Below are 24,315 nucleotides of genomic sequence, written 5' to 3' on the forward strand. Positions count from 1 at the left end.
GAGTGACGTGACCGAGGAAACCGCTGCAATGCCGGCCAGTACGAAGTTGTCCGTCCGTGACGTGGTCACGGTGAAGCTGCCTGCCGCGAGTGCCTACCTGTCCGTGCTGCGGACCGCGACCGCGGGCCTGGCGGCCAGGTTGGACTTCACGCTGGACGAGATAGAAGACCTGCGCATCGCCGTTGACGAGGCGTGCGCGATGCTGCTCGCTCAGGCGGTGCCGGGCACCGACCTGACGTGCGAGTTCGAGCTGACCGGGGAGGCGATGCGCATCTCCGTGTCGGTCCTGACGGTGGACGGTGAGGAGCCGAGCCGCGACACGTTCGCCTGGACGGTGCTGTCGTCCCTGGCGGGCGAGGTGGACGCCAGGGCGGGCTCCGACGACCGGGTCACCGTGACGCTGCAGAAGCGGCGCGGTGCGGCGGGGGCCCCGTGACGGAGAAGACGACGACGGAGCAGACGACGGTCGCGGGGGCGAGCACCGAGCGTTCGGACAGCAGCGCGGTCCCTGACCGGGCGCGGGCGCGGGCGCTTTTCGAGCGTCTCGCGCAGCTGCCGGAGGGCGACCCGGAGCGTCAGCGCATCCGCGACCAGCTCGTGGAGCTGCATCTGCCGCTGGTGGAGTATCTCGCCCGGCGCTTCCGCAACCGCGGGGAGTGGCTGGACGATCTGATCCAGGTCGCCACGATCGGTCTGATCAAGTCGATCGACCGGTTCGACCTGGAGCGCGGGGTGGAGTTCTCCACCTATGCCACGCCGACGATCGTCGGCGAGATCAAGCGGCACTTCCGCGACAAGGGCTGGGCGGTGCGCGTGCCGCGCCGGCTGCAGGAGCTGAAGCTGTCGCTGACGAAGGCGATCAGTGATCTCGCGCAGCGGGAGGGCCGCGCCCCGACGGTGAGCGAGCTGGCGGCGCACCTGCAGATGAGCGAGGAGGAGGTGCTGGAGGGGCTGGAGTCGGCGAACGCCTATTCCACGGTGTCCCTCGACGCGCCCGACTCCGGTGACGAGGACGCGCCCGCGGTGGCGGACTCGCTCGGCATGGTGGACGAGTCGCTGGAGGGCGTGGAGTACCGCGAGTCCCTCAAGCCGCTGCTGGAGAAGCTCCCGGCGCGCGAGAAGAAGATCCTTCTGCTGCGCTTCTTCGGGAACATGACGCAGTCGCAGATCGCGGCGGAGCTCGGCATCTCCCAGATGCACGTGTCCCGGCTGCTGGCGCGGACGCTCGCGCAGCTCCGGGACGGGCTGACCGCCGACGAGTAGCGGGTGAAGAGCCGAAAGGGCCCCGAGGACGCGTCCTCAGGGCCCTTTCGGCGTCCGTTCAGTTCTCGCCCTTCTTGACGGGCTGCTCGTTGAGGCGGTCTTTGAGGCGGCGTCCGAGGGAGCGCGGCTCCCCGGTCGGCGGGGCGCCGGCGGCCTTGGCGGGTGCGGGTTCCTTCGGCGCGTCCTCGTCGTCCTCGTCGTGGTCCTCGATGAGCCAGGCGGTGCTCGGCGGGCTGAGGACGGCGATCAGCGCGAGGACGGCGACGAGGCCCAGCGGGACGGCGATCGCGGGCCGGTCGCTCTGCCACAACGAGTAGGCGATCGGCAGGGCGAACAGCTGGGTCAGGACCGTGGGGGCGCGGCTCCACTGGGCGGCGCGCAGCAGCCCGCGGGCGCAGCCCAGCATGCCGAGGCCGCCGGCGAGGGCGAGGACGGTGACCCCGATCGCGCTGGCCGGGTCGACGGCGGCGCCGGCGGCCGTCTCGACGCCGGTGAAGACGCCGAATCCGACGGCGGCGGCACCCTCGGCGGCCTGGAGCGCGGCGGCGGCCTGCACGGTGATGGGACGCTTGGTCACACCCAGAAACCCTACTCGCCCCCTGCGGCGGGCCGCTCCCAGGGGAAACTGCGGGCGAACGCATCCGGAACGATCGATACCCTGACGCCGTGCGCGCCATGCTCATCGCCAACCCCAAGGCGACCTCCACCTCCCGGCGGGCCCGTGACATCCTCGTGCGGGCCTTCACCGGCGACCTCGACCTCGTCCTCGCGGAGACCGGCCACCGCGGCCACGCGACCGAGCTGGCCCGGCAGGCCGCCGTCGAGGGCTACGACGTCGTGGTCGCCCTCGGCGGGGACGGGACGGTGAACGAGACCGTCAACGGGCTGCTGGCGGACGGCCCGTCCCCCGATCTGCCGGCTCTGGCGGTGCTGCCGTGCGGGAGCGCGAACGTGTTCGCCCGCGCGCTCGGTCTGCCGGACGACCCGATCGGCGCGACGCGGTCCGTGCTGGAGGCGCTGCGGGCGGGCCGGCATCGGACGGTCGGGCTCGGCACGGCGTCCCATCCCGGCGCCCCGGAGCGGTATTTCACGTTCTGCGCGGGCGTGGGGCTGGACGCGGAGGTCGTGCGGGAGGTGGAGCGGCGCCGCGAGGCGGGCCTGCGCGCGGACCCTTCGCTGTATGTGCGGACGGCGATACGGCATTTCTTCTCCGGCACCGATCGACGCCACCCGTCGCTCACTTTGGAACAGCCGGGACGGCCGCCGAAATCCGGACTGTTCCTGGCGTTCATCTCCAATACGTCTCCGTGGACTTTCATGGGCCGGGTGCCGGTGAATCCGAGTCCGAAGGCGACCTTCGCGCGCGGGCTGGACGTGTTCGGGATGCGCTCCCTGGAAGTCGGCCCGACGGTGGGGGCGCTGGCCCAGATGCTGACGCCGCGAGCGCGCCCCATTCAGGGGCGGCACGTCCTCAACCTGCACGATGAGGCCGAGGTCACCGTGCGCGCGGACCGTCCCGTGGCGTTCCAGCTGGACGGCGACTACCTGGGCGAGCAGCGGACGGTCACGTTCCGTTCCGTGCCGAAGGCGATCCGCATCGTCATTTGAGACGTGCGAGCACGCATGTGAGAGCCAAGTAACACACCCGACCGATGGGTGTGACACATGCGACACCCATACTTTGAGAATCCTTTCTCAAAGGTCTTGCGTCTGCCCGCACCCTCCTGAAACGCTCAAAGTGCGCCAGCCGACAGGGGCCCCAACGCCGCCGGTCACCTGCTCGCGGCGCCGCCGAACACGCATCCCTGGACCTGGCCACAGCCACCCCGGGCGTTCGCGACATGTGAACCCGTTCACAAAGAGTGGAGCATCTCCACCACCTGACGAAGGAGTGGACCGCATGGACTGGCGCCACCGCGCAGCCTGCCGTGACGTGGACCCCGAACTCTTCTTTCCGATCGGCAACACCGGCCCCGCGATCCTGCAGATCGAGGAGGCCAAGCAGGTCTGCCGCCGCTGCGACGTGAGCGCGGCCTGCCTGCGCTGGGCGCTGGAGTCCGGCCAGGAATCCGGCGTCTGGGGCGGCATGGGCGAAGACGAACGCCGCGCTCTCCGTCGTTCTCGCCGTGCCCTTAGCGTCAGGCGCTGAGCGCCTTCCTTGCGGGCACGGCCGCGATCGCTGGCATCGCTCCGGCTCGCCTTGCGGCTCGCTGCGCGATCAGATTCTTGCTTCGCTCGAATCTGGCTTCGCACGCGATCGCACACCTCCAGCTCTCTGACGGCTGAGGTGCCGGTTGCTCTTGGTGAGGCGCGGCATCTCCGGCCACGGACCGGATCGAATAGCCGTGGTCAGGGGCGGCTGGGGCGGTGGTGGTGGTCTAGGGGGATGTCCACCACTACTTCCGTGCCGCCGCCCTTTCTTGGGCGGAAGTCCAGGTGGCCGCCCAGTTCGCCGACGATGAGGGTGCGGACGATCTGAAGGCCCAGGCTCTCGGTGCTCTCCATGTCGAAGTCGGCGGGCAGGCCGACGCCGTCGTCCGCGACGATCGTGACGAGGCGGCGGCCGGACGGGCGCTCGGGTTCGGCGCCCGGGGCGCGGGGCTCGTCCGCGCCGGGCGCCGTCCACTCGCCCCAGACCGGGACGCCGGCCGGCTCGTGGGAGACCTCCCCCTCGCCGTAGCGGTGCGCCACGACCTCCAGGGTCCCGAACCGGCTGGCCAGGCCGTGCTCCAGAGCGTTCTGCAGCAGCTCGGTGAGCGCCATCGCGAGCGGCGTCGCGACCTCGGCGGGCAGGACACCGAAGCTGCCGGTCCGCTTGGGCGTCACCTTGGTCTCGGGGGTGGAGACCTCCCCCGCCATCGTGATCACCCGGTCGGCGATGTCGTCGAAGTCGATCAGCTCGTCGGGGGTGTGCGACAGGGTCTCGTGCACGATCGCGATGGATCCGACGCGCCGGACGGCCTCGTCCAGCGCGGCCCGTCCCTCCGGGATCCGCAGCCGCCGCGCCTGGAGCCGCAGCAGCGCCGCGACCGTCTGCAGGTTGTTCTTCACCCGGTGGTGGATCTCCCGGATGGTGGCGTCCTTGGTCATCAGCTCCCGGTCGCGCCAGCGCAGCTCCGTCACGTCCCGGCACAGGACGATCGCGCCGATCCGCGTCCCGCCGACGACGAGCGGGATCGTGCGCAGCTGCATGATCGACCCGCGCGACTCGACCTCGACCTCGCGCGGCGCGCGGCCCGACAGCACGACGCTCAGCGCCTCCTCCATCGGCTCGCCGGTGTCGCACAGGTCCGCGGTGATCTTCCCGAGCGCCTCGCCGACCAGGTCCGTCGGGTAGCCGAGCCGCCGGTAGGCGGACTGGGCGTTGGGGCTGGCGTAGGTGACCTTGCCGGAGCGGTCCAGCCGCATCAGGCCGTCGCCGACGCGCGGCGAGCGGACCATGTTCGGCTCCTCGCCCGGCACCGGGAACCGGCCCTCGGAGATCATCGTGGCGAGGTCGCTGGCGCTCTGCAGGTAGGTCAGCTCCAGCCGGGACGGGGTGCGCGCCGAGCTGAGGTTGGTGCTGCGCTGGATCACCCCGAGGATCTTGGCGCCGCGGCGCACCGGGATGGACTCCTCGCGGACGGGGATGCCGCTGCCCCACTCCGGGTCGCCCTCGCGGACGATCCGGCGCTCCCGCCACGCCACGTCGATCAGCCCGCGGCGGCCCGTCCGGACGACCTTGCCGACGAGGTCCTCCGGGTAGGCGGTCGGCCCGGTCGTCGGCCGCATCTGCGCGATCGCGACCCAGCCGGGGACGGCCGCGCCGGTGTCGAGCACGCCCGGCCTGCCCCGGCCCGCGCGGGACGCCCCGTCGGCGGGCAGCGCCTCCGCCGACCGGAGCGGCACCCACAGCAGCAGGTCCGCGAACGACAGGTCGGCCAGCAGCTGCCAGTCCGAGACCAGCGCGTGGAGCCACTCCAGGTCGGTGTCGGTGAGGTCGGTGTGATCGCGGACCAAATCGGTCAAGGTAGGCACGCCACCATCATCGCCGATGGTTTTCGTTCCCGGGGCAGGTGGCCCCGCCGCCGGGGCCACCTGGCAGGATGCCCGGCATGACCGCAGGACGAGACCCCCTGGCCAGGCTCCGGGACGCGGCGGAGCGGCGCGCCGCCGCCGGGCTGCGCCGGTCGCTGCGCCCCCGCCCCCGCCTCGACGGGCTCACCGATCTGGCGTCCAACGACTACCTCGGCCTGGCCGGCGACCCGCGGCTCGTCGAGGGCGCCGTCGCCGCCGCGCGCGAGTGGGGCACCGGCTCCACCGGTTCGCGCCTCGTCACCGGGACGACGGAGCTGCACGCCGAGCTGGACCGGCGGCTCGCCGCGTTCACCGGCAGCGCCGCCGGCCTGGTGTTCTCCTCCGGCTTCCTGGCCAACCTCGGCGCCGTCACCGCGCTCGCCGGGCCCGACACGCTCGTGGTGTCCGACCAGGTCAACCACGCCTCGATCGTGGACGCGTGCCGGCTGTCGCGGTCCCGCGTCGTGATCGTCCCGCACCGGGACGCCGCCGCGGCGGAGCGGGCCCTCGCCGAGCGCGAGGAGGACCACGCCCTCGTCGTCACCGACGCGGTGTTCTCCGTGGACGGCGACCTCGCGCCGCTCGGCGCGCTGCACGCGGCCGCCCGGGCGCACGGAGCGCTGCTCGTCGTCGACGAGGCGCACGCGCTCGGCGTCGTCGGCGACGAGGGCCGGGGCGCCGCGCACGCCGCCGGCCTCGCGGGCGAACCCGACGTGGTCCTCACCCTGACGCTGTCGAAGTCCCTGGCGTCGCAGGGCGGGGCGGTGCTCGGCGCTCCCGAGGTGATCGACGCCCTGGTCGACACGGGGCGGTCGTTCATCTTCGACACCGGGCTGAACCCGCCCGCCGCGGGCGCCGCCCTCGCCGCGCTCGACGTCCTCGGATCCGACCCGGGCCTGCCCGGGCGGGCCCGCGAGCGGGCGCAGGCGATCTCAAACCTGGCGGCCGGTTCCGGCCTGGAAACGGCCAGGCCCGCGGCGGCCGTGGTCCCGGTGTTCCTGGGCGAGCCGCAGGCCGCGGTGCGGGCCGCGGGGATCTGCGCTGAGCACGGTCTCCGCGTCGGCTGCTTCCGTCCGCCGTCGGTCCCGAAGGGCCGCGCGTGCCTGCGCCTCACCGCACGTGCCACGCTGGACGAGTCGGACCTCACACGATTGCGGGCGGCCCTGGCGGAAATCGCGTCTTCTACCGGCCGTAGTCTTCACCCATAACATCGGGGAAACCGGTGATGAACGTGAGGAGACGCCGTGACGGAGGTCAGGGGCGGGCCCCGGCACGGGGGCGGATTCGAGCACGGCTTCGACCGGATCTCGCTCGGCGACCTCGGTAAGCGCCACCCGAACCAGGCGCCGCGGATCCCCAAGTACTACAAGCTCAAGGAGCTGCTGGTCGAGCTGATCCAGTCGCTCCCGGCGGGCAGCCCGCTGCCGCCCGAGCGGACGCTCGCCGAGAAGTACGAGACGTCCCGCACCACCGTCCGGCAGGCCCTCGCCGAGCTGGTCGTCGAGGGGCGCCTCCAGCGCATCCAGGGCAAGGGGACCTTCGTCGCCAAGCCGAAGGTCGCCCAGGAGCTCCAGCTCGTCAGCTACACCGAGGACATGCGGCACCACGGGCTGCGTCCCGAGACCCGCATACTGGAGGCCGGCTACGTCAGCGCCGACGAGCGCCTCGCGACCCTGCTGTGCATCCGCCCCGGCGGCCGGGTGCTGCGGATCCACCGCCTCCGGCTGGCCGACGGCGAGCCGATGTCGATCGACACGTCCCACCTCCCGGCCCGCCGCTTCCCCGGCCTGCGCCGCGAGCTGCCGCGCCACCACTCCCTGTACGAGACGCTCGCGACCGCCTACGACGTCCACCTCACCGAGGCCGAGGAGACGATCGAGACCGTCCTCGCCACCCCGCACGACGCGCAGCTCCTGGGCGTGGACGTGGGCCTGCCGATGCTGCTGCTGTCCCGCCACGCCTTCGACACGACGGGGCAGCCGGTCGAGTGGGCCCAGTCCCTGTACCGGGGCGACCGCTACAAGTTCATCACCCGGCTCAGCCGCTGACCCGCCGCGCGGGCGCGTCTCAGAGCGTCCGGCCGAGGGCCTTGATCGGCATCTGGAGCTCGGTGAGCAGCTCCAGGTCCTGCCGCGCCGGGCGGCCGAGGGTGGTGAGGTAGTTGCCGACGATGACGGCGTTGATGCCGCCGAGCATGCCCTCGCGGGTGCCGAGGTCGCCGAGGGTGAGCTCGCGGCCGCCGGCGTACCGCAGGATGGTGCGGGGCAGGGCGAGCCGGAACGCGGCGATCGTCTTCAGCGCCTCGGTGCCCTCCACCAGCGGGTAGTCGGCGAACGGCGTGCCGGGGCGCGGCGCGAGGAAGTTCAGCGGGACCTCGTCGGGCTCCAGCTCCGCGAGCTGCGCGGCGAACTCGGCGCGCTGCTCGACGCTCTCGCCCATGCCGACGATGCCGCCGCAACACACCTCCATCCCGGCGTCCTTGACCATGCGGAGGGTGTCCCAGCGCTCCTCCCACGAATGCGTGGTGACGACGTTCGGGAAGTGGGAGCGGGCCGTCTCCAGGTTGTGGTTGTAGCGGTGGACGCCCATCGCGGCCAGCTCGTCGACCTGCTCCTGGGTGAGCATGCCGAGCGAGCACGCGATGTTGATCTCGACGGCGTCGTTGATGGCCTTGACGCCGTCGCGGACCTGCGCCATCAGCCGCTCGTCCGGTCCGCGCACGGCGGCGACGATGCAGAACTCGGTGGCGCCGGTCGCGGCGGTCTCCTTCGCCGCCTCGACCAGCTCGGGGATGTTCAGCCACACCGACCGGACGGGCGACTCGAACTTGCCGGACTGCGAGCAGAAGTGGCAGTCCTCCGGGCAGCCGCCGGTCTTCAGCGACACGATCCCCTCGACCTCGACCTCCGGCCCGCACCACCGCATCCGGACGTCGTGGGCGAGCGCGAGCAGGTCCTGGAGCCGGTCGTCCGGCAGGTTCAGCACCTCCAGCACCTGTCCCCGCGACAGGCCCTCGCCCTCGTCCAGGACCTGGCGGCGCGCGATGTCGAGGATGTCCGTCACGTGTTCTCCTTGTCGGGGCCGAAGGCGGCGCGGAAGACGGCGGGGTCGAAGCCGCCGCCGAACGAGGGGGCCAGGCCGCGGTGCGCGGCCACGAGGAACTCCGCCGGGTCCATGGCCCCGGCGCCGGCGGGCAGCGCGCCCGACAGCGGGCGTGCCGCGATGGTCTCCAGGTCGCGGATGTTGCTGCGCATGGCGAGGTCCGGCTCGTCCGGCCAGGCGCCGATCACCACCCCGGCGAGCTGCACGCCGCGGTGCGCCATCGCCTCCAGGGTGAGCGCTGTGTGGTTGAGCGTGCCGAGGTCGGGCCGGGCCACCACCACGACCGCGGCGCCGAGCCAGCGCGCGAGGTCGGCGATCGTGGTCCCCTCCTCGTCGTAGCGGACGAGGAGCCCGCCCGCCCCCTCGACCAGCACCAGCCGCCGCCCGGACGCCAGGTCCCGGACGCGTTCGGCGACGTCCGGCATCCGGACGGGCGGCATCCCGGCGCGGCGGGCCGCGGCGGCCGGGGAGAGGGGGTCGGGAAAGCGCGCGTACTCGTGCACGTCGTCGATCCCGGCGAGCCTGCGGACCTCGTCGAGGTCGCCCGGCTCCCCGCCGCCGACGCCCGTCTGGCCGGGTTTGACGACGGCGACCGACGCGCCGCGCGCGGCGGCGACCGCGGCCAGCGCCGCGGTGACGACGGTCTTCCCCACACCCGTGCAGGTCCCGGTCACAACGAGCACACTCACAGACCGGCACACTAGCGCGGGCCCGGAACCGGCCCGTCGCCGGGTGTTCCCGGAACCGGCGGAACCCGGGCGGGCCGCCGAGCGTCCAACCGTCATGGCCGGTCCGTACACACGCTCCCGCCGGGCGCCGGCACTCGCCTGCGTCGCCCTGACCGCCGGCGCCGCGCTGGCCGCCTGCGGCGACGGCTCCGGCACCGCCGAGCCCTCCTCCCCCGCGCCCTCTCCGTCCTCGTCCTCGCCGGGCGGCGCCCCCGCGGGCGAGACGCTCGTCCTGCGGTGGCGCAAGACCGGCGGCATCGCCGGTCTCGGCGGCCCGGGGAGCCTCCCCGACTTCTCGCTCTACTCCACGGGCCGCGCGGTCGCCTCGGCCCAGGGCGGGCCGACGGAGTACCGCCTGAAGCCCGACGCCCTGCGGCGCCTCCTCGACGGGGCCCGCGCGGCCGGCCTCGCCCGCTCCCACTCGGTCGGGCCCGGCGGCGTCGCCGACGCGATCACGATCGTGGTCGCCATGGACGGCGCGACGACCCGGATCGTCCAGCCCGAGGCCCAGTCGGGCCCGGAGGCCCGCTTCCTCCAGCGCCTCGACCCGGCCGCCTGGCCCCCGTCCGACCTGACCAGGAAGCCCGCCCCGTACAGGCCGGAGAAGACCGCCGTCCTCGCCGGGCCGACCACGGGAAGCGCCACCGTCAAGGCGTGGCCGCTGGAGCCGCTCGGCAAGGGCGTCCCGGTCGCCGGTGCGATCTGCACGGTGGCCCCGGCCGCGAAGGTTCCCGCCACGAACCCCGGCACCGCGTGGCGCAGCGGCGGCCAGGCCTACTCCGTCCGCCTGCGCCCCCTCCTCCCCGCCGAGTCGTCCTGCCAGGACGTCAAGTGATCGTTCGGACGGCGCGCCCGGACGAGTACGACCTCGTCGGCGAGCTGACGGTGGAGGTCTACGTGCGCGGCGGCCTGGTCAGCCCGGAGTCCCCGTACGTGCGTAAGCTGCGCGACGCCGCCGACCGGGCGGCGAAAGCCGAACTGCTCGTCGCCGAAGACGCCGGGCGGATCGCCGGTGCCGTCGCGTACTGCCCGCCGGGCACCCCCTACGCGGATCTGGCCGGACCGGACGAGGCCGAGTTCCGCATGCTCGCCGTTCTGGAGGACGCCCGCGGCAGGGGCGCGGGCCGGGCCATGGTGCGCGCCTGCATCGAACGGGCCCGCGCGGCCGGCCTGTCCGGCCTGCGCCTGTCGACGCAGCGCAACATGGAGTCCGCGCAGCGCATGTACGAGAAGATGGGGTTCGTCCGCACCCCCGACCACGACTGGGCCCCGGCCCCCGGCGTGGGCCTCATCACCTACGCCATGTCGTTCCGCGACGCGGATTCGCCTCCCCGTACCTCTGAAGGTGGCGATGAGCATCCCCCGCGCCGGTGATGCTGGCGGAGACCGCCTACCTGTTCAAGAGCCCTGAGAACGCCCGGCGGCTCATGGCCGCCATCGGCCGGCCGGAACGCGGAGGCGGAATCGAGCGGTCTCTCGCCGAAGAGAAGCGCTAGGGGGCCTGGTCCGCGGGTTCGAGGGGGCCGTGCTGGGAGCATTCGGCCGTCCAGGCGGTCGGGGTGACCTGCACGATCAGGCGGCGGCGGCAGTCGGGGCAGTAGCGGGGCGGTTCCATCCGGCGGGCGGTCCGGCAGGAAGCGTGGTCGCCCTCGGCGGGCTCGCCGCAGCGGTCGCAGTACACGGCGTCACTCTACGACGGGCGCGGAGGCGGTGCTCAGGGGGCCTGGTGGCCGCGCATGCGCGCGACCAGCCCGGTGTCGTAGGTTCCGTCGGCGAACTCGGGCCGGTCGAGCAGTTCGCGCAGGAAGGGCAGGTTCGTCGGCGGGCCCTCGATGTGGAACGCCTCCAGGGCGGCGCGGGCGCGGGCCAGGGCGTGGGCGCGGTCGTCGCCGTGGACGCAGAGCTTGGCCAGCAGCGAGTCGTAGTGGCGGGTGACGGTGGTGCCCTCGGCGTAGCCGGCGTCGATGCGGATGCCGTCGCCGACGGGCTCCTCCCACACCGTGATCTCGCCCGTCCCGGGCAGGAAGCTCCGCGGGTCCTCGGCCTGGACGCGGAACTCGACGGCGTGCCCGTGGGGGACGGTGGAGGTGAACGAGACGGGTTCGCCCGCGGCGATGCGGAACTGCTGCTCGACGAGGTCGATGCCGGTGACCATCTCGGTCACCGGGTGCTCGATCTGGAGGCGGGTGTCCATCTCCAGGAAGGTGAACTCCTGCGCGGCGGGGTCGACCAGGCATTCGACGGTGCCGGCGCCGCGGTAGCCGACGGCCTCGCCCGCGCGGACGGCGGCCGCCAGCATCCGCTCGCGCAGCGCCGGGCTGACGCCGGGTGACGGGGACTCCTCCACGACCTTCTGGTAGCGGCGCTGGACGGAGCAGTCGCGGTCGCCCAGCGCGACCACCGTGCCGTCGGCGAGCCCGAGGATCTGGACCTCGACGTGCCGGGCGCCCTCGACGTACCGCTCCAGCAGGATGTCGCCCTGGCCGAAGAGCTGCTCGGCGGCGGCGCGGGTCTCCTCGAACGCCTTGCGCAGCGACGCCTCGTCGTGGACGGCGGCCAGGCCCATGCCGCCGCCGCCCGCGGCGGGCTTCACCATGACGGGGTAGCCGATGCGCTCGGCCTCCTCGGCCGCCGTCGCCGCGTCGGGCACCGGCTCCCAGACGCCGGGCGCGACGGGGACGCCCGCCTCCTTCATCAGGTTCCGGGCGTTGATCTTGTCGCCCATCCGGGCGATGGCGAGCGGCGGCGGGCCGACCCAGACCAGGCCGCGCTCGGCCACCCGCCGGGCGAACGCGGCGCTCTCGGCGAGGAACCCGTGGCCGGGGTGGACGGCCTGCGCGTTGGTCCGGTGCGCGGCCTCCAGGATCGCGGCGGCGTTGAGGTAGCTGCCGGACGGCTCGGCGGGCCCGATCAGGACGGCCTCGTCCGCCTCGGCGACGAAGGGGAGGCCCTCGTCGGCCGCGGAGTACACCGCGATCGCCTTGAGCCCCATCGCGCGGGCGGTGTGCACGATCCGCCCGGCGATCTCGCCGCGGTTGGCCACGAGCACCGACTCGAACACCTGGGGGCTCCTCCTCGCGGACCGGCGGGACCCCGTGTCCCGCCCCGGCAGAGACTAGTGGGGCCGCCGGGTCCGCGACCGACGATTCCCGGGTCCGCGCCCCGTACACGCCGTGTGGCGAACGTCTCGGCGAGGGTGTCGGCGAAATCGCCGGTCTCCATTCCGGCGGGTCGGGCGGGGGCCCTGCTCATCCCCCTGATCGGCACGGTTGTGTCCCGGCACAATTGACTTGGCGCCGGGCGGCGTTCACTGTGTGGGCGTCGCGGACGGCCTTTCCCGCAAGGGCGCGGAATCCATTCTCTCTGGGCCTGGCCGCCGCGCAGGCCGCACCGGCCGCGCCGGCCGCGCAGCCGCAGACCGTCACCCTCCGGTACGGCCCCTACACCATTCCGAAGGCGGCGAACGGCGAGCACGGCGAGCTGCCGAACCAGATAGCCGTCGACGTGGCGAAACCGTGCGAGAGCTGCTTCGTCACGGGATTCAAGCCGAATCTCGTGTACGCCGACGGAAGCAACGCCAACATCAATACCGGGCCGATGCTGCACCACGCCGTCATCTTCAATTCGGCGGCGCGGGACATCGTGTGCGGCGGGCCGCGGCGCGTTCTGGCGTCCGGCAACGAGCGGATGGAGAGCGTCTTCCCGGCCGTACCGACTGGGCGAACCTGTGCTCGGGCTGTTCCGCGCCGTCGTGGGCCTGCTGTTCCTGTGCCACTGCGTACGCGTACTTCACCGTCCACCAGCCGCACGCGCTGCTGCCGCTGCGCAACGGCGGCGAGAGCGCGGCGATGTTCTGCTGGGCGTTCCTGCTGATCGCGGTGCTCGGACCGGGCGCCTGGGCGCTGGACGCCCTGCTGGCGGGCCGCCGCCGGGAACCGGCGGCGGCGCCGTCCGGATCCTGAGCCGGGCGCGGGAAAGGGGGCCCGGCGAGAGCCGGGCCCCCTTCACGTCAGCCCGAGACGAGCGTCCGGGCGACCGCGTCCGGGACCTCCGCGTAGGACGCGAACCGCATGGTGAACACCCCGCGGCCCGACGTCATGCCGCGCAGGTGCCCGACGTAGCCGAACATCTCCGACAGCGGGACGAGGGCGTGCACGATCCGGGCGCCGGCGCGCTCGCCGGTCCCCTCGATCCGCCCGCGGCGGGCGTTCAGGTCGCCGATCACCGGGCCCAGGTGCTCCTCGGGGGCGGTGACCTCGACGGTCATCACCGGTTCGAGCAGCACGGGCGACGCGCGCCGGACCGCCTCCCCGAACGCCAGCGAACCGGCGATCTTGAAGGCGAGCTCGGACGAGTCGACGGGATGGAAGTCGCCGTCCAGCAGCGTGACCCGCACGCCCGTCATCTCGTACCCGGCGAGGACGCCGAAGCGCATCGCCTCCTGGCAGCCCGCGTCCACCGAGGGGACGAACTCCTTCGGGATCCGCCCGCCGGTGACCCGGTTGACGAACTCGTACCCGTCCTCGATCGGCTCGACGGCGATCTGCACCTTCGCGTACTGTCCCTTGCCTCCCGTCTGCTTGCGGTGGGTCAGGTCGACCCGGTCCACGGCCCTGCGGATCGTCTCGCGGTAGGCCACGCGCGGCCGGCCGACGTTGGCCTCGACGTGGAAATCCTCCCGCATGCGGTCGATGAGGATCTCCAGGTGGAGCTCGCCCATGCCGCCGATGACGGTCTGCCCCTCCTCGTCGTGGACCTGGAACGACGGGTCCTCCTCCGAGAGCCGCTGGATCGCGGCGCCCAGCTTCTCCCGGTCGGCCTTGGACCGCGGCTCGATCGCGACCTCGATGACCGGCGCCGGGAAGTCCATGGACTCCAGGACCACCGGGCGCGCCTCGTCGCAGAGCGTCTCGCCGGTGGTGGTCTGCTTGAGCCCCATCACCGCGACGATGTCGCCCGCGCCGGCCGAGGCGATCTCCTCGCGCACGTCGGCGTGCATGCGGTAGAGCTTGCCGATCCGCTCCTTGCGCGCCTTGACGCTGTTGAGGACGCTCGCGCCCGCCGTCAGCCGCCCGGTGTAGATCCGGACGAAGGTGAGCCGCCCCAGGTACCGGTCACTCACGATCTTGAACGCGAGCGCGGAGAGCGGGGTTCGCTCCAGGGCGTCCCCGGCCTCCGGCGGCGCGACGTCGAGCGGCGACGGCAGGTACCGCACCACCGCGTCCAGCAGGGGCTCGACGCCCTTGTTGCGGAACGCGCTGCCGCACAGCACCGGGGTCGCCTCGGAGGCGACCGTGAGCCGGCGGATCGCCGCGTGCAGCTGCTCCGGCGACGGCTCCGCACCGCCCACGTACAGCTCCATGAGCCGCTCGTCGCGCTCGGCGACCGTCTCGACGAGCCTGCCGCGCCATCGGCGGACGTCCTCGGCCATGCCGGACGGGACGTCCACGACGGCGTGCCGGCCCTCCGGCCAGACGTGCGCCCGCCCGGAGACGAGGTCGACGACGCCCGCGAATTCGGACTCCGCGCCGATCGGCAGCTGCACGACCAGCGGGACGGCGCCCAGCCGCTCACCGATCATGTCGGCGCAGCGGAGGAAGTCGGCCCCGGCGCGGTCGAGCTTGTTGACGAAGCAGATCCGCGGCACGCCGTAGCGGTCGGCCTGGCGCCACACCGTCTCCGACTGCGGCTCGACGCCCGCCACGCCGTCGAACACGGCCACGGCGCCGTCGAGGACGCGCAGGCACCGTTCGACCTCGATCGTGAAGTCGACGTGGCCCGGCGTGTCGATCAGGTTGATCGTATGCTCGGCGCCGCCGGCGGCGTCCTCGACGGTCCAGCGGCAGGTCGTCGCCGCCGAGGTGATGGTGATGCCCCGGACGCGCTCCTGCTTGGTGTAGTCCAGCGCGGTGTTGCCGTCGTGGACCTCGCCGATCCGGTTCGACACACCGGTGGTGAACAGGATCCGCTCGGCGGTCGTCGTCTTGCCGGCGTCGATGTGCGCCATGATCCCGATGTTGCGAACCTTGGTCAGAGCGAAGGCTGTGGTTGTTGTCATCGGGAATCCTCCTGGTTCTCTCTGATGACGACCGCCGCCGGACAAGATCGTGCCGTGCGGCAGGCCGACCGTAACGGCGGAGGGAGGACCGGCGCGACGGGTTTTCCGGCTAGGACGCGATCTCGCCGAGGGTCTCGATGACGCTGCGCAGGTGCGCGCGGGCGGCCTGCTCGGCGGCGGCCGGGTCGTGGGCGGCGATCGCGTCGATGATGGCGAGGTGCTGCGGGAGGGAGACCTGGGGGCGTCCCGGGTGCATGGCCAGCTTGAACTGGTGCCGGACGTTCTGGGCGCGCAGGCGCTCCAGGACGCCCGAGGCGGTCCTCTGCCCGCTGATCTCGCGGACGCGGCCGTGGAGGCGCTCGTTCAGCCGGGAGTAGCCGAGCACGTCCCCGGACGCGACGGCGGCGCGCATCTCCTCGCCGATCGTCCGCAGCTCGGAGACCTCGGCGGGGGCCGCGCGCTCGGCGGCCTTCGCCGCGCACAGCCCCTCGATCACCATCCGGACCTCGGAGATCTCGACGGCCTCCGCCACCGAGACGGCGCGCACCCGGGCGCCGCGGTTCTGGACGCGCTCGACCAGCCCCTCGCCCGCGAGCACGGCGAGCGCCGCGCGGACCCCGGCGCGGCTCGCCGCGAACTGCTCCGACAGGTCCGCCTCGACCAGCCGCTGGTTCGGCACGAACTCGCCGCCGAGGATCGCCTCGCGGATCGCGGCCGTCACGTCGCTCACGGAGTCTCCGGGATTGTCGCCAATTTTGGTGTGATCTAGGGTAGCGGTTCGCGGGACATCCCGGCCGCGGAGGAGGACGCATGACGGTGATCGCCGTACTGGGGCTCGGTGAGGCGGGCGGCGCGATCGCGCGCGACCTCGTGGCGGCGGGGGCGGTGGTGCGGGGGTACGACCCGGCCGTCGCCGCGTCCGGCGGGATCGTCCAGGCCCGGAGCGAGGCCGACGCCGCCGCCGGGGCCGATCTGGTGCTGAGCGTCAACAGCGCGCACGACGCGATCGCGGCGCTCCGGGCGGGGGTCGGCGCCGCCCGTGGCGCCGTGTGGGCCGACCTGAACACCGGCTCGCCCGGGTTGAAGCGGGAGCTGGACGCGCTCGCGCGGCGGGCCGGCGCCCGGTTCGCCGATGTCGCGATCATGGCTCCGGTTCCGGGCCGCGGGCTCGGCACGCCGATGCTGGCCTGCGCGGAGGGGGCCCGGGCGGTCGCCGCGGCCCTCACCCCGCTCGGCGCCGCGGTCGAGGTGATGGACGCGGAGGCGGGCGCGGCGGCCGGGCGCAAGCTGCTGCGCAGCGTGTTCTTCAAGGGGCTGGCCGGGTCGGTGGTCGAGGCACTGGAGGCGGCGCGGGCGGCCGGCTGCGAGGACTGGCTGCGCGAGGACATCGTCGCGGAGCTGGCGGCGGCCGGGGAGCACACCGTGGACCGGCTCGTCGCCGGGACGTACCGGCACGCCGACCGCCGCGCCGCCGAGATGGAGGCCGCGGCGGCCATGCTGGACGAGCTGGGCGTCCCCCCGGCGATGGCCGCCGGGAGCCGCGACCTGCTGAGACGGCTGTCCGCCCGCGGCGCGCGCTAGGCGCGGCCGTCGCGCAGGTCGTCGAGCAGCAGGCGGCTGAGCCGCAGCAGCTCCTTGTGCGGGTCCCACAGACCGGGGGCGTCGGTCCGCGGGCCGAGGTGGGGGCGCTCCATCTCGTCCTGCATCTTCTCGGCCTCCGCGAGCGCCGCGCCGTCCGGCACGTCGGGCAGTTCCCGGACGAGGCCGCCGAGGGTGCGGAGCACCTCCGCGTACCCGCGCAGGAAGTCCTCTCCCGGCACCACCGCCTCGTCGGCGTCCGCGAGCCGGCGCAGCGTCGCCGCGATCGACCGGCTGTAGGCCGTCGCGTGGTCGAGCATCGTCATCAGCCGCGGCGCCGGCCACTGCCCGGGGACGTCCCGCCAGCGCAGCCGGTAGCCGCGCAGCTTCGCGCGGGGATTGGCGCGCAGGCTGGCCTCCCCCTGCTCGACCGCGTACCGCGCCTGCTCCTGGACGCTCACCAGCCGGGACTCGCGCTCCTGCCACAGCGAGCTCCACTCGGCGGGCTCGACGACGTCGTCGGCGAGCGTCCCGAGCGCGTCGGCGAGGGTCTCGCGCATCTCCCGGACCGCGTACTCGCCGCGCCGCAGGTACAGCGGCGGGAAGACGGCCGCGTTCACGCCGAGCCCGACCACGAGCCCGACCGCGACGTCGGCCAGGCGCGGCAGCGTGTAGCCGACGACCCCGTGCCCGCCCAGCAGCAGCGCGAACACCGCCGTGAACGGGACCTGGGACGCCTGCGCGCCGAGCCGCCGCCATCCCGACGCCATCATGGCGAGGACGACGACGATGGCGATGCCGGCGACGTTCGGGCCGACGAGCAGCCCGACGGGGATCGCGAGCGCCGCGCCGATCACGAATCCGCCCCCGTAGGCCAGGCTCTCCCGCACGGAACGCACGACCGTCGGGTACACCCCGAGCAGCGCGGCCAGGGGGGCGAAGTACGGCTGCGGTTCGCCGAACACGTACTTCGCGACCAGCCATGCCGTGACCGCCGCCAGGACGGCCTTGAGCGTCAGCTTCGCGCGCTCGTCCCAGTAACGGCGTCCCGCAAAAGGCATCAAATGCCGTCGAATCCACCCAAAAATCACCGCTTCGCGGTTCCCTCCCACCGCGCTTCGAATCATGGCCGGGCGCACGGGGAGGCTCGGGCGGGGCCCGTCCCGGGCGGTCCCGGTGAGCGAGACCACAGGGGGGTGATGTATGACACAAGACCGGTTTGCGGAAAGATGCCGGACGAGTGAGCGGAGGGAGGGGGGTCACGTGGCGGGCAGGCGCGCGACACCGACCGGCAGGTACGGCGGCCGGTCCGCGGCCGAGCGGCGCGCCGAGCGGCGCCGCCGGTTCCTGGACGCCGGGCTGGAGATGTTCGGCCGCGGCCCCGGCTACCGCGGCACCACGGTCGCGGCGCTCAGCGAGGCGGCCGGGCTGTCCACCCGCCAGTTCTACGAGGAGTTCAGCACGCTGGAGGACCTCCTCGCCGAACTGCACCTGGAGGTCAACGACGCGGCCGAGCGGGACGTCCTGGCCGCGCTGCCGTCCGTCGCGGGCCTCGGGCTCGCCGAGCGCACGGCGCACCTGTTCCGCGCCTACGCCGCAAGCATCACCGCCGACCGGGCCCGCATCCGCATCGCGTTCGTCGAGATCATCGGCGTCAGCCCCCGGCTCGACCGCCAGCGCCTCACCCGCCGCGCCCGCTGGGTCCAGTTCATCTGCGCCGAGGCCGCCGCCGCGGCCGAGCGCGGCGAGATCACCGACCGCGACTACCGGATCGCCGCGACGGCGTTCATCGGCAGCATCAACGGCCTCCTGCACGACTGGACCGCCGGCTGGGTCGAGGCCACCCTCGACGAGGTCATCGACGAGCTCGTCCTGATGCTCCTCGGCCGCCTGCACCTCCAGGACGCCCTGCCCGCGCCCGGATCGGCCTCCCTCGACCCCGGGCCGCCCGACCGGTGACCGGTCGGCCGGGCCGTCAGGGGCGTGCGCGCTCGGCCCGGACGTCCGTCGTGGGGGTGACCAGGCCCAGGCGGGCCCCGGTCGGGTCGGTGACCACGGAGAACCGGCCGGGTTTGAGGTCGGTGGGCGGGATGCGGACGTGGGCGCCGAGCTCGGAGGCCAGGGCCGCGGACTCGTCGCAGTCGGAGACCCAGAAGAACGGCGTCCAGTGCGAGGGGTGGCCGGGCGGCCAGTGCTCGTCCATGGAGACCATGCCGGCCACCGCCCAGTCGCCGACCTTCCAGTGGGTGTAGACGGAGTCGTAGTAGTCCCGGTCGACGGCCCTCCAGCCGAAGACCTCGCCGTAGAAGCGGCGGGCGCGCTCGATGTCGCGGGCGGCGAGCTCCACCCAGACCATCGCGGACGGCTCGTCGACGACGCCCGCGCCCTTGAGGTCGTAGGGGTACCAGAGCCCGAAGTCGGCGCCCTCCGGATCGGAGCACAGGGCCATCCGCCCCAGGTTGGCGATGTCGGTGGGCTCCACCGTCTCCAGACCGCCCGCCCCGCGCACGGCGGCGAGCGTGGCCGGGATGTCGTCGGTCCGGAAGTAGCACGTCCAGGAGGCGGCCTCCGAGTCGTCGGCGAGCGCCTGCATCCCGGCGACCTCGGGCCCCTGGACGCCGCCCAGCGTGAACATCTCGTAGTCGCCGAGGTCGCCCACGGTCAGCGTGTAGGAGTACCAGCCGAACAGCTCGCGGTAGAACCGCTTGGACCCCTCCGGGTCCGGGCTCGCGAGTTCGGCCCACGACGGGTGGCCGGGGGGGAACGCGGTCACCTCGGGCATCGGATCACCTCCGGCATCGGATCACCTCCGGCATCGCCGCGCCCTGGCGGCACGCCCTGCGGCGCGCGTTCCTCCAGGCTAGGGACGCCCGCGCAATCCCCGCCGACACGAATCCCCAAGATCACCCCAATGTTCGCGTCTCCGTCCGGGCGGGGCGGCGGGGCCGCGGTCATCCGTGCGGACGGAAGGTGAGGCGCGAGCCGGCCGCCGGGGTGAGGACGGCGAGGCGCGCCCCGCACGGATCGGTCATGACGGCGAAGCGGCCGGCCTTGATGTCGGTCGGCGGGACATGGACGACCGCCCCCAGCACGGCCGCCCGCGCCGCCGCGGCATCGCAGTCGGAGACCCAGAAGTAGGGGATCCAGTGGGGTTCCGAGTGGGCGGGCCACCACTCGGCCAGCGGCACCATGCCCGCCACGGACCACTCTCCGACCTTCCAGTTGGTGTAGTCGGGCGCGAGGTAGGAGCGGTCGACGGCCCTCCAGCCGAAGACCTCCCCGTAGAAGCGCCGGGCGCCCTCGACGTCGCGGACGGCCAGCTCCATCCAGCACATCGCGGACGGCTCGTCCACGACGCCCGCCCCCTGGAAGTCGTAGGGGTACCAGAGCGCGAAGTCGGCGCCCTCGGGGTCGGCGCAGTGGGCCATCCGCCCGAGATTGGAGATGTCGGTGGGCTCGCTCAGCTCCTGCCCGCCCATGGCGAGCACCCGGTCGAGGGCGGCCTGGACGTCGTCGGTCCGGAAGTAGCACGTCCACGTCGGCTCCATCGAGTCGTCCGCGAGCGGCTCCATGCCGGCGACCTCCGGGCCCTGGACGCCGCCGAGGGTGAAGATCGAGTAGTCGTTGAGGTCGCCCGCCAGCGTGTAGACGTCCCAGCCGAACAGGTCGCGGTAGAACCGCTGGGAGGCGCGCACGTCCGGGGTGACCAGTTCGACCCAGGCGGGATATCCGGGGGCGTATGCGGTTACTTCGGGCATCGCCGACCCGCAAAAGTTCGCATATCCCCACGTTACGGACCGCCGCGCAATTTCCAGGGCCGCGAAGACCCAAGATCACCCCAACGTCGGCGGTGCGCCCGGCCACGGCTCGTTTCCGACGCTCTCGACGGTCTGGAGGAGCCCCCAGACGAAGTGCGCGACGAGGACGGCGCCGTCCGGGCCCGTGATCGTCGCGTGCCACCGGCTCGGGACCTCGCCGTCCTGGTGCGCGACGGCGCCGAAGCGCGCGTCCACGTCGCCGGCGACGCAGGACCACGGGACGAGGTCGTCCACGGTGTCCAGCCGCGGGACGGGCACGCCCTCGTCCCGGACGAGCCACTCCTGCATGACGGAGCCGTCCGGCCCCATCATGATCTCGAAGCGCAGGCCCGGCCACAAGGGGAACGGCGGCCACCAGGCCACCGCGCAGGCGACGTCGCCGATCGGGCGCTCCTCGACCGCGGCGGGCGGGCCGAGGACGGCCTCGTAGCGGCGGCGGCCGCGCGGGAACGTCCGCGACCGCAGGACGCGCTGCCACCGGGCGTTGACCTCGCGCATCTCCGTGCGCGAAGCGCCGAGCGACCGGATCGCGTCCTCGACGAGGCCCGGCTGGTAGTCGGCCATGCGCCGCAGCAGCACGAGCTGGAACTCCCGCCGGGCGAACCCCTTCACCGTGCCGCTCCCCGAACCGGCGGGCGGGCGGTCAGGACTTGCGGGCGCCGATGGACTTGGCGATGGTCGGCCAGCTGCGGACCAGCTCGATGCGCCAGTACTTCCAGTTGTGCATGCCGGGCCCGTACAGGTGGGAGGTGACCGGCACCCCCGCCTTCCGCGCGGCGGCGACGAAGTTCTCGTTCATCGTGCCGGCGAGCTGCTCGCCGATGCGCCCCGCGTCGTGGGGCGGGGTGTCGGCCTTGTCGTAGGGGCCGGGCTGCCCGTTGCCGGACGAGACGTAGACGCCGACGCCCTTGAGCCTGGACACCATGACGGTCGCGTCGTGCGCCCGCCAGTTCGCCCGCGCGGTGATCGGGTCGCCCCAGATGGCGGTGCCGGCCTCGCGGTTCATGGACGTCAGGATGACCGGCATGCCGGGCGCCGTGATGTTGAGGGCGCCGCTGTAGGAGGCGGCGTACTTGAACATGCGGTGCCGCTCGGCGTAGGTGATGGCGCCCTGCCCGCCGGACGACAGGCCGATCGCGGCGCGCACCGACCCGGCGTGGAAGTTGCGCTCCATCAGCGGGATGACCTCGCCGATGTGGAAGGTCTCCCACTCGGGGATGCCGCCCTTCCCGCCGTTGTACCAGTTGGTGTAGGACCCGTTCCAGCCGCCCTCGGGCATCACGACCATCGCGTCGTAGGGACCGATGACCTGCTCGATGTTGGAGTCCTTGGTCCAGGACAGGTAGTTGTTGTTGCCGCCGTGGTAGGCGTACACGACGGGCCACGACCTGGTGGCGCCGGCCTTCCAGCCCTTGGGGACCATCACGCGGGTCTTCACGGCGGCGCCCAGCGCCGGCGAGGCGATCGTGACGTCGAAGATCCGCGAGTTGATCTTCTTGACGCCCGTGATCGAGGCCCCGTCGGGGGCCTTGGCGTACTTGCCCGGCGAGGTGCCCGACGGCATCTGCGGCTTCTTGCCGCGGTTGCCCGCGTTGCTGTCGGGGTCGGTGGGGCTCGGCGTCCCTCCCCCGGTGCGGAACGGGTTGCTGTTCAGCGGGATGCTGGGCAGCTTCGCCGCACCCGGCGACTTCGTCGGGGAGGCGGACGCGCCGCCGGGGACCGACGGCTGCGTGGCGGGGCCGAACGAGGGGATCGGCTTGGAGTTCCCGCTGGCCTCCGACCTGCCCTTCGGGACCCCCACGCCGGCCTGCGCGAGGCCGACCATGACGGCGGGCAGCAGCACGGCCGCCGCCGCGGTGCCCGCGATGGCGATCTTCCTGTCGGTACGCTTCTTCATGACTCCCCAGCCGCTCGGGCCACGCCAGGCCCGACGCTCCGCTCGCCCGACGAAACTACTGTCCCCGCCGTCACAGCCGCAAGTATTGGCAGCGGATGCAATAAAGGCGAGATGATCCGTGACGCTGCGCCACCGGCCCGTGCCGCTACCCCCGCTTCCCCGGACGGATGGACTGGGCGTGCCGGAACACGTTTCCCGGATCCCAGTGCCGTTTGACCTCCTGGAGTTTCGCGTAGGCGTCCTTGTAGTAGAGGGTCTCCCACGTCTGGGACGACTCGTTCCAGCGCCCGTCGTTCAGATCCGCGTCGGGATAGCCGATGTAGCAGCCGTCCGTGGTCTCGCCGTCCGCGACGGGGACGCCGCCGGTCGCGGCGAACGTCGCCTTGTAGACGTCCCGGATCCACGCGATGTGCGTGTCCTCGTAGGCGTCATTCTGCGTCCAGTACACCTGGTACTGCAGTTTCATAATGGAATCGCGCTGCCGCGCCGCCGTCTTGTGCAGCGGCCGGTTGATGGCGCCGCCGTACGAGTCGACCTGGATGAGCGCCTGCTTGTTCACGTAGTCGGTGTACTTCTCCTTGCCGAGATAGGCCCACATCGCGTCGATCTGTTGGCGGGTAAACGGTTTGCGCATGTAGGCCGACTTGTACTTTCCGCAGCGGTTCTCGCCGCTGGCGTTCAGCGCCTGGGTGGCGGTCAGCCACGGCATCACGCGCGGGATCTCCAGGTGCACGAAGTGCTCGCCCATCATCGTGCGCATCGGTCTCGCCGACGGGCCGATCCGCCCGTCGAGGGCCACGATGAAGTCGGTCATCGCCCTCGCCCCGTCGGGGTCGTCCACGTCCACCTGGGCCAGCAGCCCGATCTGGCCGTTGCTGACATGGTTGAGCTTCAGCATCGCGAAGAGCTTCCCCGCCGCCGAGGACGGGTCCTGGTGGTCGCGGAAGTACTCGCCGTACGCCCCCAGCAGGGCGGCGAAATCGTCCTTGGTGAAGTCCTTCCAGTCCCACGCGAGCGCCGTAAGCAGCACCTGCTTCGGCGGCTGCGGGAGCCCCCGGAACCAGAACCGCGTGACCACGCCGAAGTTCCCGCCCCCTCCCCCGGTGTGGGCCCACAGCAGGTCGCGGAGCCACCGGTCGCCGTCGTCGCGCCGGGCCACGACCAGCTCGACGTTCTGGCGCTCGTCCACCACCGCCACCTCCACCGCGTAGAGGTAGTCGACGGTGAGGCCGTGCTGCCGCGACAGCAGCCCGAACCCGCCCGCCGGGATGTGACCGCCGAGCCCGACCGAGTAGCACGACCCGCCGGGCAGCGCCTTGCCGCTGATCGGGTACAGGTGGCTGTAGACGTGCCAGTTCGTCGCCCCGGCCTCCACGCAGTACGCCTGCATCGCGGGGTCGTAGGACACCCCGCACATCGGGCTCACGTCCAGGATGACCCGCACGTCGGAGCCGCAGACGAAGTCCTCGTAGCAGTGGCCTCCGGCCTTCACCGTGATCCGCGTCCGCCGCGGGTCGGCCGGCCGCTCGCGCACCGCCTCGGCGAGCGCCGTCCGCGCCTCCTCGGGAGAGCGCACCAGCCGCACGTACTCGGGCTCTCCGATCCACCGCTGGTTGAACCCGCGGCTGAGCGCCGGGTACCGCCGGTCGCCGGGCCGGACGGTCGTGCTGGGCAGGGTCGGGGTCTCACTCATCGGGGCATCGCCTCCGCGCACCTCGGATATGGGATGCGGGGACACCTTCCCCACCATGTCATAAAGTAGTCGATCAGTAACGAACAGTTAGCATCTTGGTCAGGTTTTCGCTCGGCGCATCC

General features: G+C 72.9%; 25 protein-coding genes. 11 read left to right on the top strand and 14 right to left on the bottom strand.

Features of this window, described 5'->3' with window-relative positions; genetic code table 11:
• The first annotated feature begins 7 nt into the window (after positions 1 to 7).
• Both ABWI04_RS16490 and ABWI04_RS16495 read left to right on the top strand, forming a co-directional pair.
• Positions 8 to 436 carry an ATP-binding protein gene (locus ABWI04_RS16490; protein ID WP_345183298.1) on the top strand — a complete coding sequence of 143 codons (429 nt, stop codon included), beginning with the start codon at positions 8 to 10 and terminating at the stop codon, positions 434 to 436.
• Positions 437 to 552: 116 nt separating this feature from the next.
• Positions 553 to 1,263: an RNA polymerase sigma factor SigF gene (locus ABWI04_RS16495; protein ID WP_345183373.1), complete on the top strand. Its 711-nt coding sequence runs from the start codon at positions 553 to 555 to the stop codon at positions 1,261 to 1,263.
• Between the two features lie 58 nt (positions 1,264 to 1,321).
• Here ABWI04_RS16495 and ABWI04_RS16500 read toward each other — a convergent pair whose 3' ends face one another.
• Positions 1,322 to 1,840 carry a hypothetical protein gene (locus ABWI04_RS16500; protein WP_353832932.1) on the bottom strand — a complete coding sequence of 173 codons (519 nt, stop codon included), beginning with the start codon at positions 1,838 to 1,840 and terminating at the stop codon, positions 1,322 to 1,324.
• Between the two features lie 89 nt (positions 1,841 to 1,929).
• On the opposite strand from ABWI04_RS16500, the gene ABWI04_RS16505 reads away from it, so the two are divergent.
• Positions 1,930 to 2,871 (top strand): diacylglycerol/lipid kinase family protein, encoded by a 942-nt coding sequence (locus tag ABWI04_RS16505; protein ID WP_345183302.1) that lies wholly within the window; start codon positions 1,930 to 1,932, stop codon positions 2,869 to 2,871.
• 292 nt (positions 2,872 to 3,163) lie between these two features.
• Positions 3,164 to 3,412 (top strand): WhiB family transcriptional regulator, encoded by a 249-nt coding sequence (locus ABWI04_RS16510; RefSeq protein ID WP_345183304.1) that lies wholly within the window; start codon positions 3,164 to 3,166, stop codon positions 3,410 to 3,412.
• 200 nt (positions 3,413 to 3,612) lie between these two features.
• Here the strand turns inward: ABWI04_RS16510 and ABWI04_RS16515 are convergent, their stop codons facing one another.
• Entirely contained in the window at positions 3,613 to 5,280 is a 1,668-nt protein-coding gene (locus ABWI04_RS16515) for a GAF domain-containing sensor histidine kinase (protein ID WP_353832933.1), read from the bottom strand.
• A 68-nt stretch (positions 5,281 to 5,348) separates the two neighbouring features.
• Here ABWI04_RS16515 and ABWI04_RS16520 point away from each other — a divergent pair, with 68 nt between their 5' ends.
• Entirely contained in the window at positions 5,349 to 6,527 is a 1,179-nt protein-coding gene (locus ABWI04_RS16520) for an 8-amino-7-oxononanoate synthase (protein ID WP_502913132.1), read from the top strand.
• 96 nt (positions 6,528 to 6,623) lie between these two features.
• Positions 6,624 to 7,367, top strand: a complete 744-nt coding sequence (locus tag ABWI04_RS16525) for a GntR family transcriptional regulator (protein WP_345183375.1) — start codon at positions 6,624 to 6,626, stop codon at positions 7,365 to 7,367.
• A 19-nt stretch (positions 7,368 to 7,386) separates the two neighbouring features.
• Here ABWI04_RS16525 and bioB read toward each other — a convergent pair whose 3' ends face one another.
• Together bioB and bioD are read right to left on the bottom strand one after the other, a co-directional pair.
• Positions 7,387 to 8,382, bottom strand: coding sequence for a biotin synthase BioB (gene bioB, locus ABWI04_RS16530; protein WP_345183309.1), 996 nt, complete (start codon positions 8,380 to 8,382; stop codon positions 7,387 to 7,389).
• A complete protein-coding gene (bioD, locus tag ABWI04_RS16535; RefSeq protein WP_345183311.1) occupies positions 8,379 to 9,110 on the bottom strand; it encodes a dethiobiotin synthase in 732 nt (243 codons plus the stop codon). Before bioD ends, bioB begins: the two co-directional genes overlap by 4 nt.
• A 94-nt stretch (positions 9,111 to 9,204) precedes the next feature.
• On the opposite strand from bioD, the gene ABWI04_RS16540 reads away from it, so the two are divergent.
• Both ABWI04_RS16540 and ABWI04_RS16545 read left to right on the top strand, forming a co-directional pair.
• Complete coding sequence (locus ABWI04_RS16540; protein WP_353832935.1) at positions 9,205 to 9,984, top strand: hypothetical protein; 780 nt, start codon at positions 9,205 to 9,207, stop codon at positions 9,982 to 9,984.
• A complete protein-coding gene (locus ABWI04_RS16545) occupies positions 9,981 to 10,523 on the top strand; it encodes a GNAT family N-acetyltransferase (RefSeq protein ID WP_345183316.1) in 543 nt (180 codons plus the stop codon). The genes ABWI04_RS16540 and ABWI04_RS16545 overlap by 4 nt, the downstream gene beginning before the upstream one ends.
• 118 nt (positions 10,524 to 10,641) lie before the next feature.
• Here the strand turns inward: ABWI04_RS16545 and bsaP are convergent, their stop codons facing one another.
• A complete protein-coding gene (gene bsaP / locus ABWI04_RS16550) occupies positions 10,642 to 10,830 on the bottom strand; it encodes a biotin synthase auxiliary protein BsaP (RefSeq protein WP_345183320.1) in 189 nt (62 codons plus the stop codon).
• Positions 10,831 to 10,863: 33 nt separating this feature from the next.
• Complete coding sequence (locus ABWI04_RS16555) at positions 10,864 to 12,210, bottom strand: acetyl-CoA carboxylase biotin carboxylase subunit (RefSeq protein WP_353832936.1); 1,347 nt, start codon at positions 12,208 to 12,210, stop codon at positions 10,864 to 10,866.
• Between the two features lie 583 nt (positions 12,211 to 12,793).
• On the opposite strand from ABWI04_RS16555, the gene ABWI04_RS42810 reads away from it, so the two are divergent.
• Positions 12,794 to 13,111, top strand: a complete 318-nt coding sequence (locus tag ABWI04_RS42810; protein WP_449717840.1) for a DoxX family protein — start codon at positions 12,794 to 12,796, stop codon at positions 13,109 to 13,111.
• Positions 13,112 to 13,158: 47 nt separating this feature from the next.
• On the opposite strand, the gene fusA is transcribed toward ABWI04_RS42810, so the two are convergent.
• Positions 13,159 to 15,207 (bottom strand): elongation factor G, encoded by a 2,049-nt coding sequence (gene fusA, locus ABWI04_RS16565; RefSeq protein ID WP_353832937.1) that lies wholly within the window; start codon positions 15,205 to 15,207, stop codon positions 13,159 to 13,161.
• Between the two features lie 109 nt (positions 15,208 to 15,316).
• Positions 15,317 to 15,937: a GntR family transcriptional regulator gene (locus tag ABWI04_RS16570; protein ID WP_345183328.1), complete on the bottom strand. Its 621-nt coding sequence runs from the start codon at positions 15,935 to 15,937 to the stop codon at positions 15,317 to 15,319.
• An 80-nt stretch (positions 15,938 to 16,017) separates the two neighbouring features.
• On the opposite strand from ABWI04_RS16570, the gene ABWI04_RS16575 reads away from it, so the two are divergent.
• Complete coding sequence (locus ABWI04_RS16575) at positions 16,018 to 16,788, top strand: DUF1932 domain-containing protein (RefSeq protein WP_353832938.1); 771 nt, start codon at positions 16,018 to 16,020, stop codon at positions 16,786 to 16,788.
• On the opposite strand, the gene ABWI04_RS16580 is transcribed toward ABWI04_RS16575, so the two are convergent.
• The gene (locus tag ABWI04_RS16580; protein WP_353832939.1) at positions 16,785 to 17,846 is read right to left on the bottom strand and encodes an FUSC family protein; all 1,062 of its coding nucleotides are present in this window, start codon (positions 17,844 to 17,846) and stop codon (positions 16,785 to 16,787) included. The genes ABWI04_RS16575 and ABWI04_RS16580 overlap by 4 nt on opposite strands.
• A gap of 202 nt (positions 17,847 to 18,048) precedes the next feature.
• Between ABWI04_RS16580 and ABWI04_RS16585 the strand changes: the two genes are divergently transcribed.
• Positions 18,049 to 18,744 (top strand): TetR/AcrR family transcriptional regulator, encoded by a 696-nt coding sequence (locus tag ABWI04_RS16585; RefSeq protein WP_345183334.1) that lies wholly within the window; start codon positions 18,049 to 18,051, stop codon positions 18,742 to 18,744.
• A gap of 16 nt (positions 18,745 to 18,760) precedes the next feature.
• On the opposite strand, the gene ABWI04_RS16590 is transcribed toward ABWI04_RS16585, so the two are convergent.
• The 5 genes from ABWI04_RS16590 to ABWI04_RS16610 form a co-directional block, all read right to left on the bottom strand.
• Positions 18,761 to 19,567, bottom strand: a complete 807-nt coding sequence (locus ABWI04_RS16590) for a VOC family protein (protein WP_353832940.1) — start codon at positions 19,565 to 19,567, stop codon at positions 18,761 to 18,763.
• Positions 19,568 to 19,736: 169 nt separating this feature from the next.
• Positions 19,737 to 20,543: a VOC family protein gene (locus ABWI04_RS16595; protein WP_353832941.1), complete on the bottom strand. Its 807-nt coding sequence runs from the start codon at positions 20,541 to 20,543 to the stop codon at positions 19,737 to 19,739.
• Positions 20,544 to 20,618: 75 nt separating this feature from the next.
• Complete coding sequence (locus ABWI04_RS16600) at positions 20,619 to 21,215, bottom strand: hypothetical protein (protein ID WP_345183340.1); 597 nt, start codon at positions 21,213 to 21,215, stop codon at positions 20,619 to 20,621.
• Between the two features lie 31 nt (positions 21,216 to 21,246).
• On the bottom strand, positions 21,247 to 22,500 hold the full coding sequence (locus ABWI04_RS16605) for an alpha/beta hydrolase (RefSeq protein ID WP_345183342.1): 1,254 nt from the start codon (positions 22,498 to 22,500) through the stop codon (positions 21,247 to 21,249).
• Positions 22,501 to 22,645: 145 nt separating this feature from the next.
• The gene (locus ABWI04_RS16610; protein ID WP_353832942.1) at positions 22,646 to 24,193 is read right to left on the bottom strand and encodes an FAD-binding oxidoreductase; all 1,548 of its coding nucleotides are present in this window, start codon (positions 24,191 to 24,193) and stop codon (positions 22,646 to 22,648) included.
• Positions 24,194 to 24,315: the final 122 nt, after the last annotated feature.

Origin of the sequence: Actinomadura sp. NPDC000929 (assembly GCF_040492065.1) — a bacterium.
In the GTDB taxonomy this organism is placed as follows: Bacteria; Actinomycetota; Actinomycetes; order Streptosporangiales; family Streptosporangiaceae; genus Spirillospora; species Spirillospora verrucosospora.

What these genes read in the sequence shown, in the direction of transcription:
- ABWI04_RS16510 (WP_345183304.1), top strand. Translation starts at nt 3,164, where the DNA reads ATGGACTGGCGCCACCGCGCAGCCTGCCGTGACGTGGACCCCGAACTC.
- ABWI04_RS16520 (WP_502913132.1), top strand. Translation starts at nt 5,349, where the DNA reads ATGCCCGGCATGACCGCAGGACGAGACCCCCTGGCCAGGCTCCGGGAC.
- ABWI04_RS16540 (WP_353832935.1), top strand. Translation starts at nt 9,205, where the DNA reads ATGGCCGGTCCGTACACACGCTCCCGCCGGGCGCCGGCACTCGCCTGC.
- fusA (WP_353832937.1), bottom strand. Translation starts at nt 15,207, where the DNA reads ATGACAACAACCACAGCCTTCGCTCTGACCAAGGTTCGCAACATCGGG.
- ABWI04_RS16575 (WP_353832938.1), top strand. Translation starts at nt 16,018, where the DNA reads ATGACGGTGATCGCCGTACTGGGGCTCGGTGAGGCGGGCGGCGCGATC.
- ABWI04_RS16580 (WP_353832939.1), bottom strand. Translation starts at nt 17,846, where the DNA reads ATGCCTTTTGCGGGACGCCGTTACTGGGACGAGCGCGCGAAGCTGACG.
- ABWI04_RS16590 (WP_353832940.1), bottom strand. Translation starts at nt 19,567, where the DNA reads ATGCCCGAGGTGACCGCGTTCCCCCCCGGCCACCCGTCGTGGGCCGAA.
- ABWI04_RS16595 (WP_353832941.1), bottom strand. Translation starts at nt 20,543, where the DNA reads ATGCCCGAAGTAACCGCATACGCCCCCGGATATCCCGCCTGGGTCGAA.
- ABWI04_RS16605 (WP_345183342.1), bottom strand. Translation starts at nt 22,500, where the DNA reads ATGAAGAAGCGTACCGACAGGAAGATCGCCATCGCGGGCACCGCGGCG.
- ABWI04_RS16610 (WP_353832942.1), bottom strand. Translation starts at nt 24,193, where the DNA reads ATGAGTGAGACCCCGACCCTGCCCAGCACGACCGTCCGGCCCGGCGAC.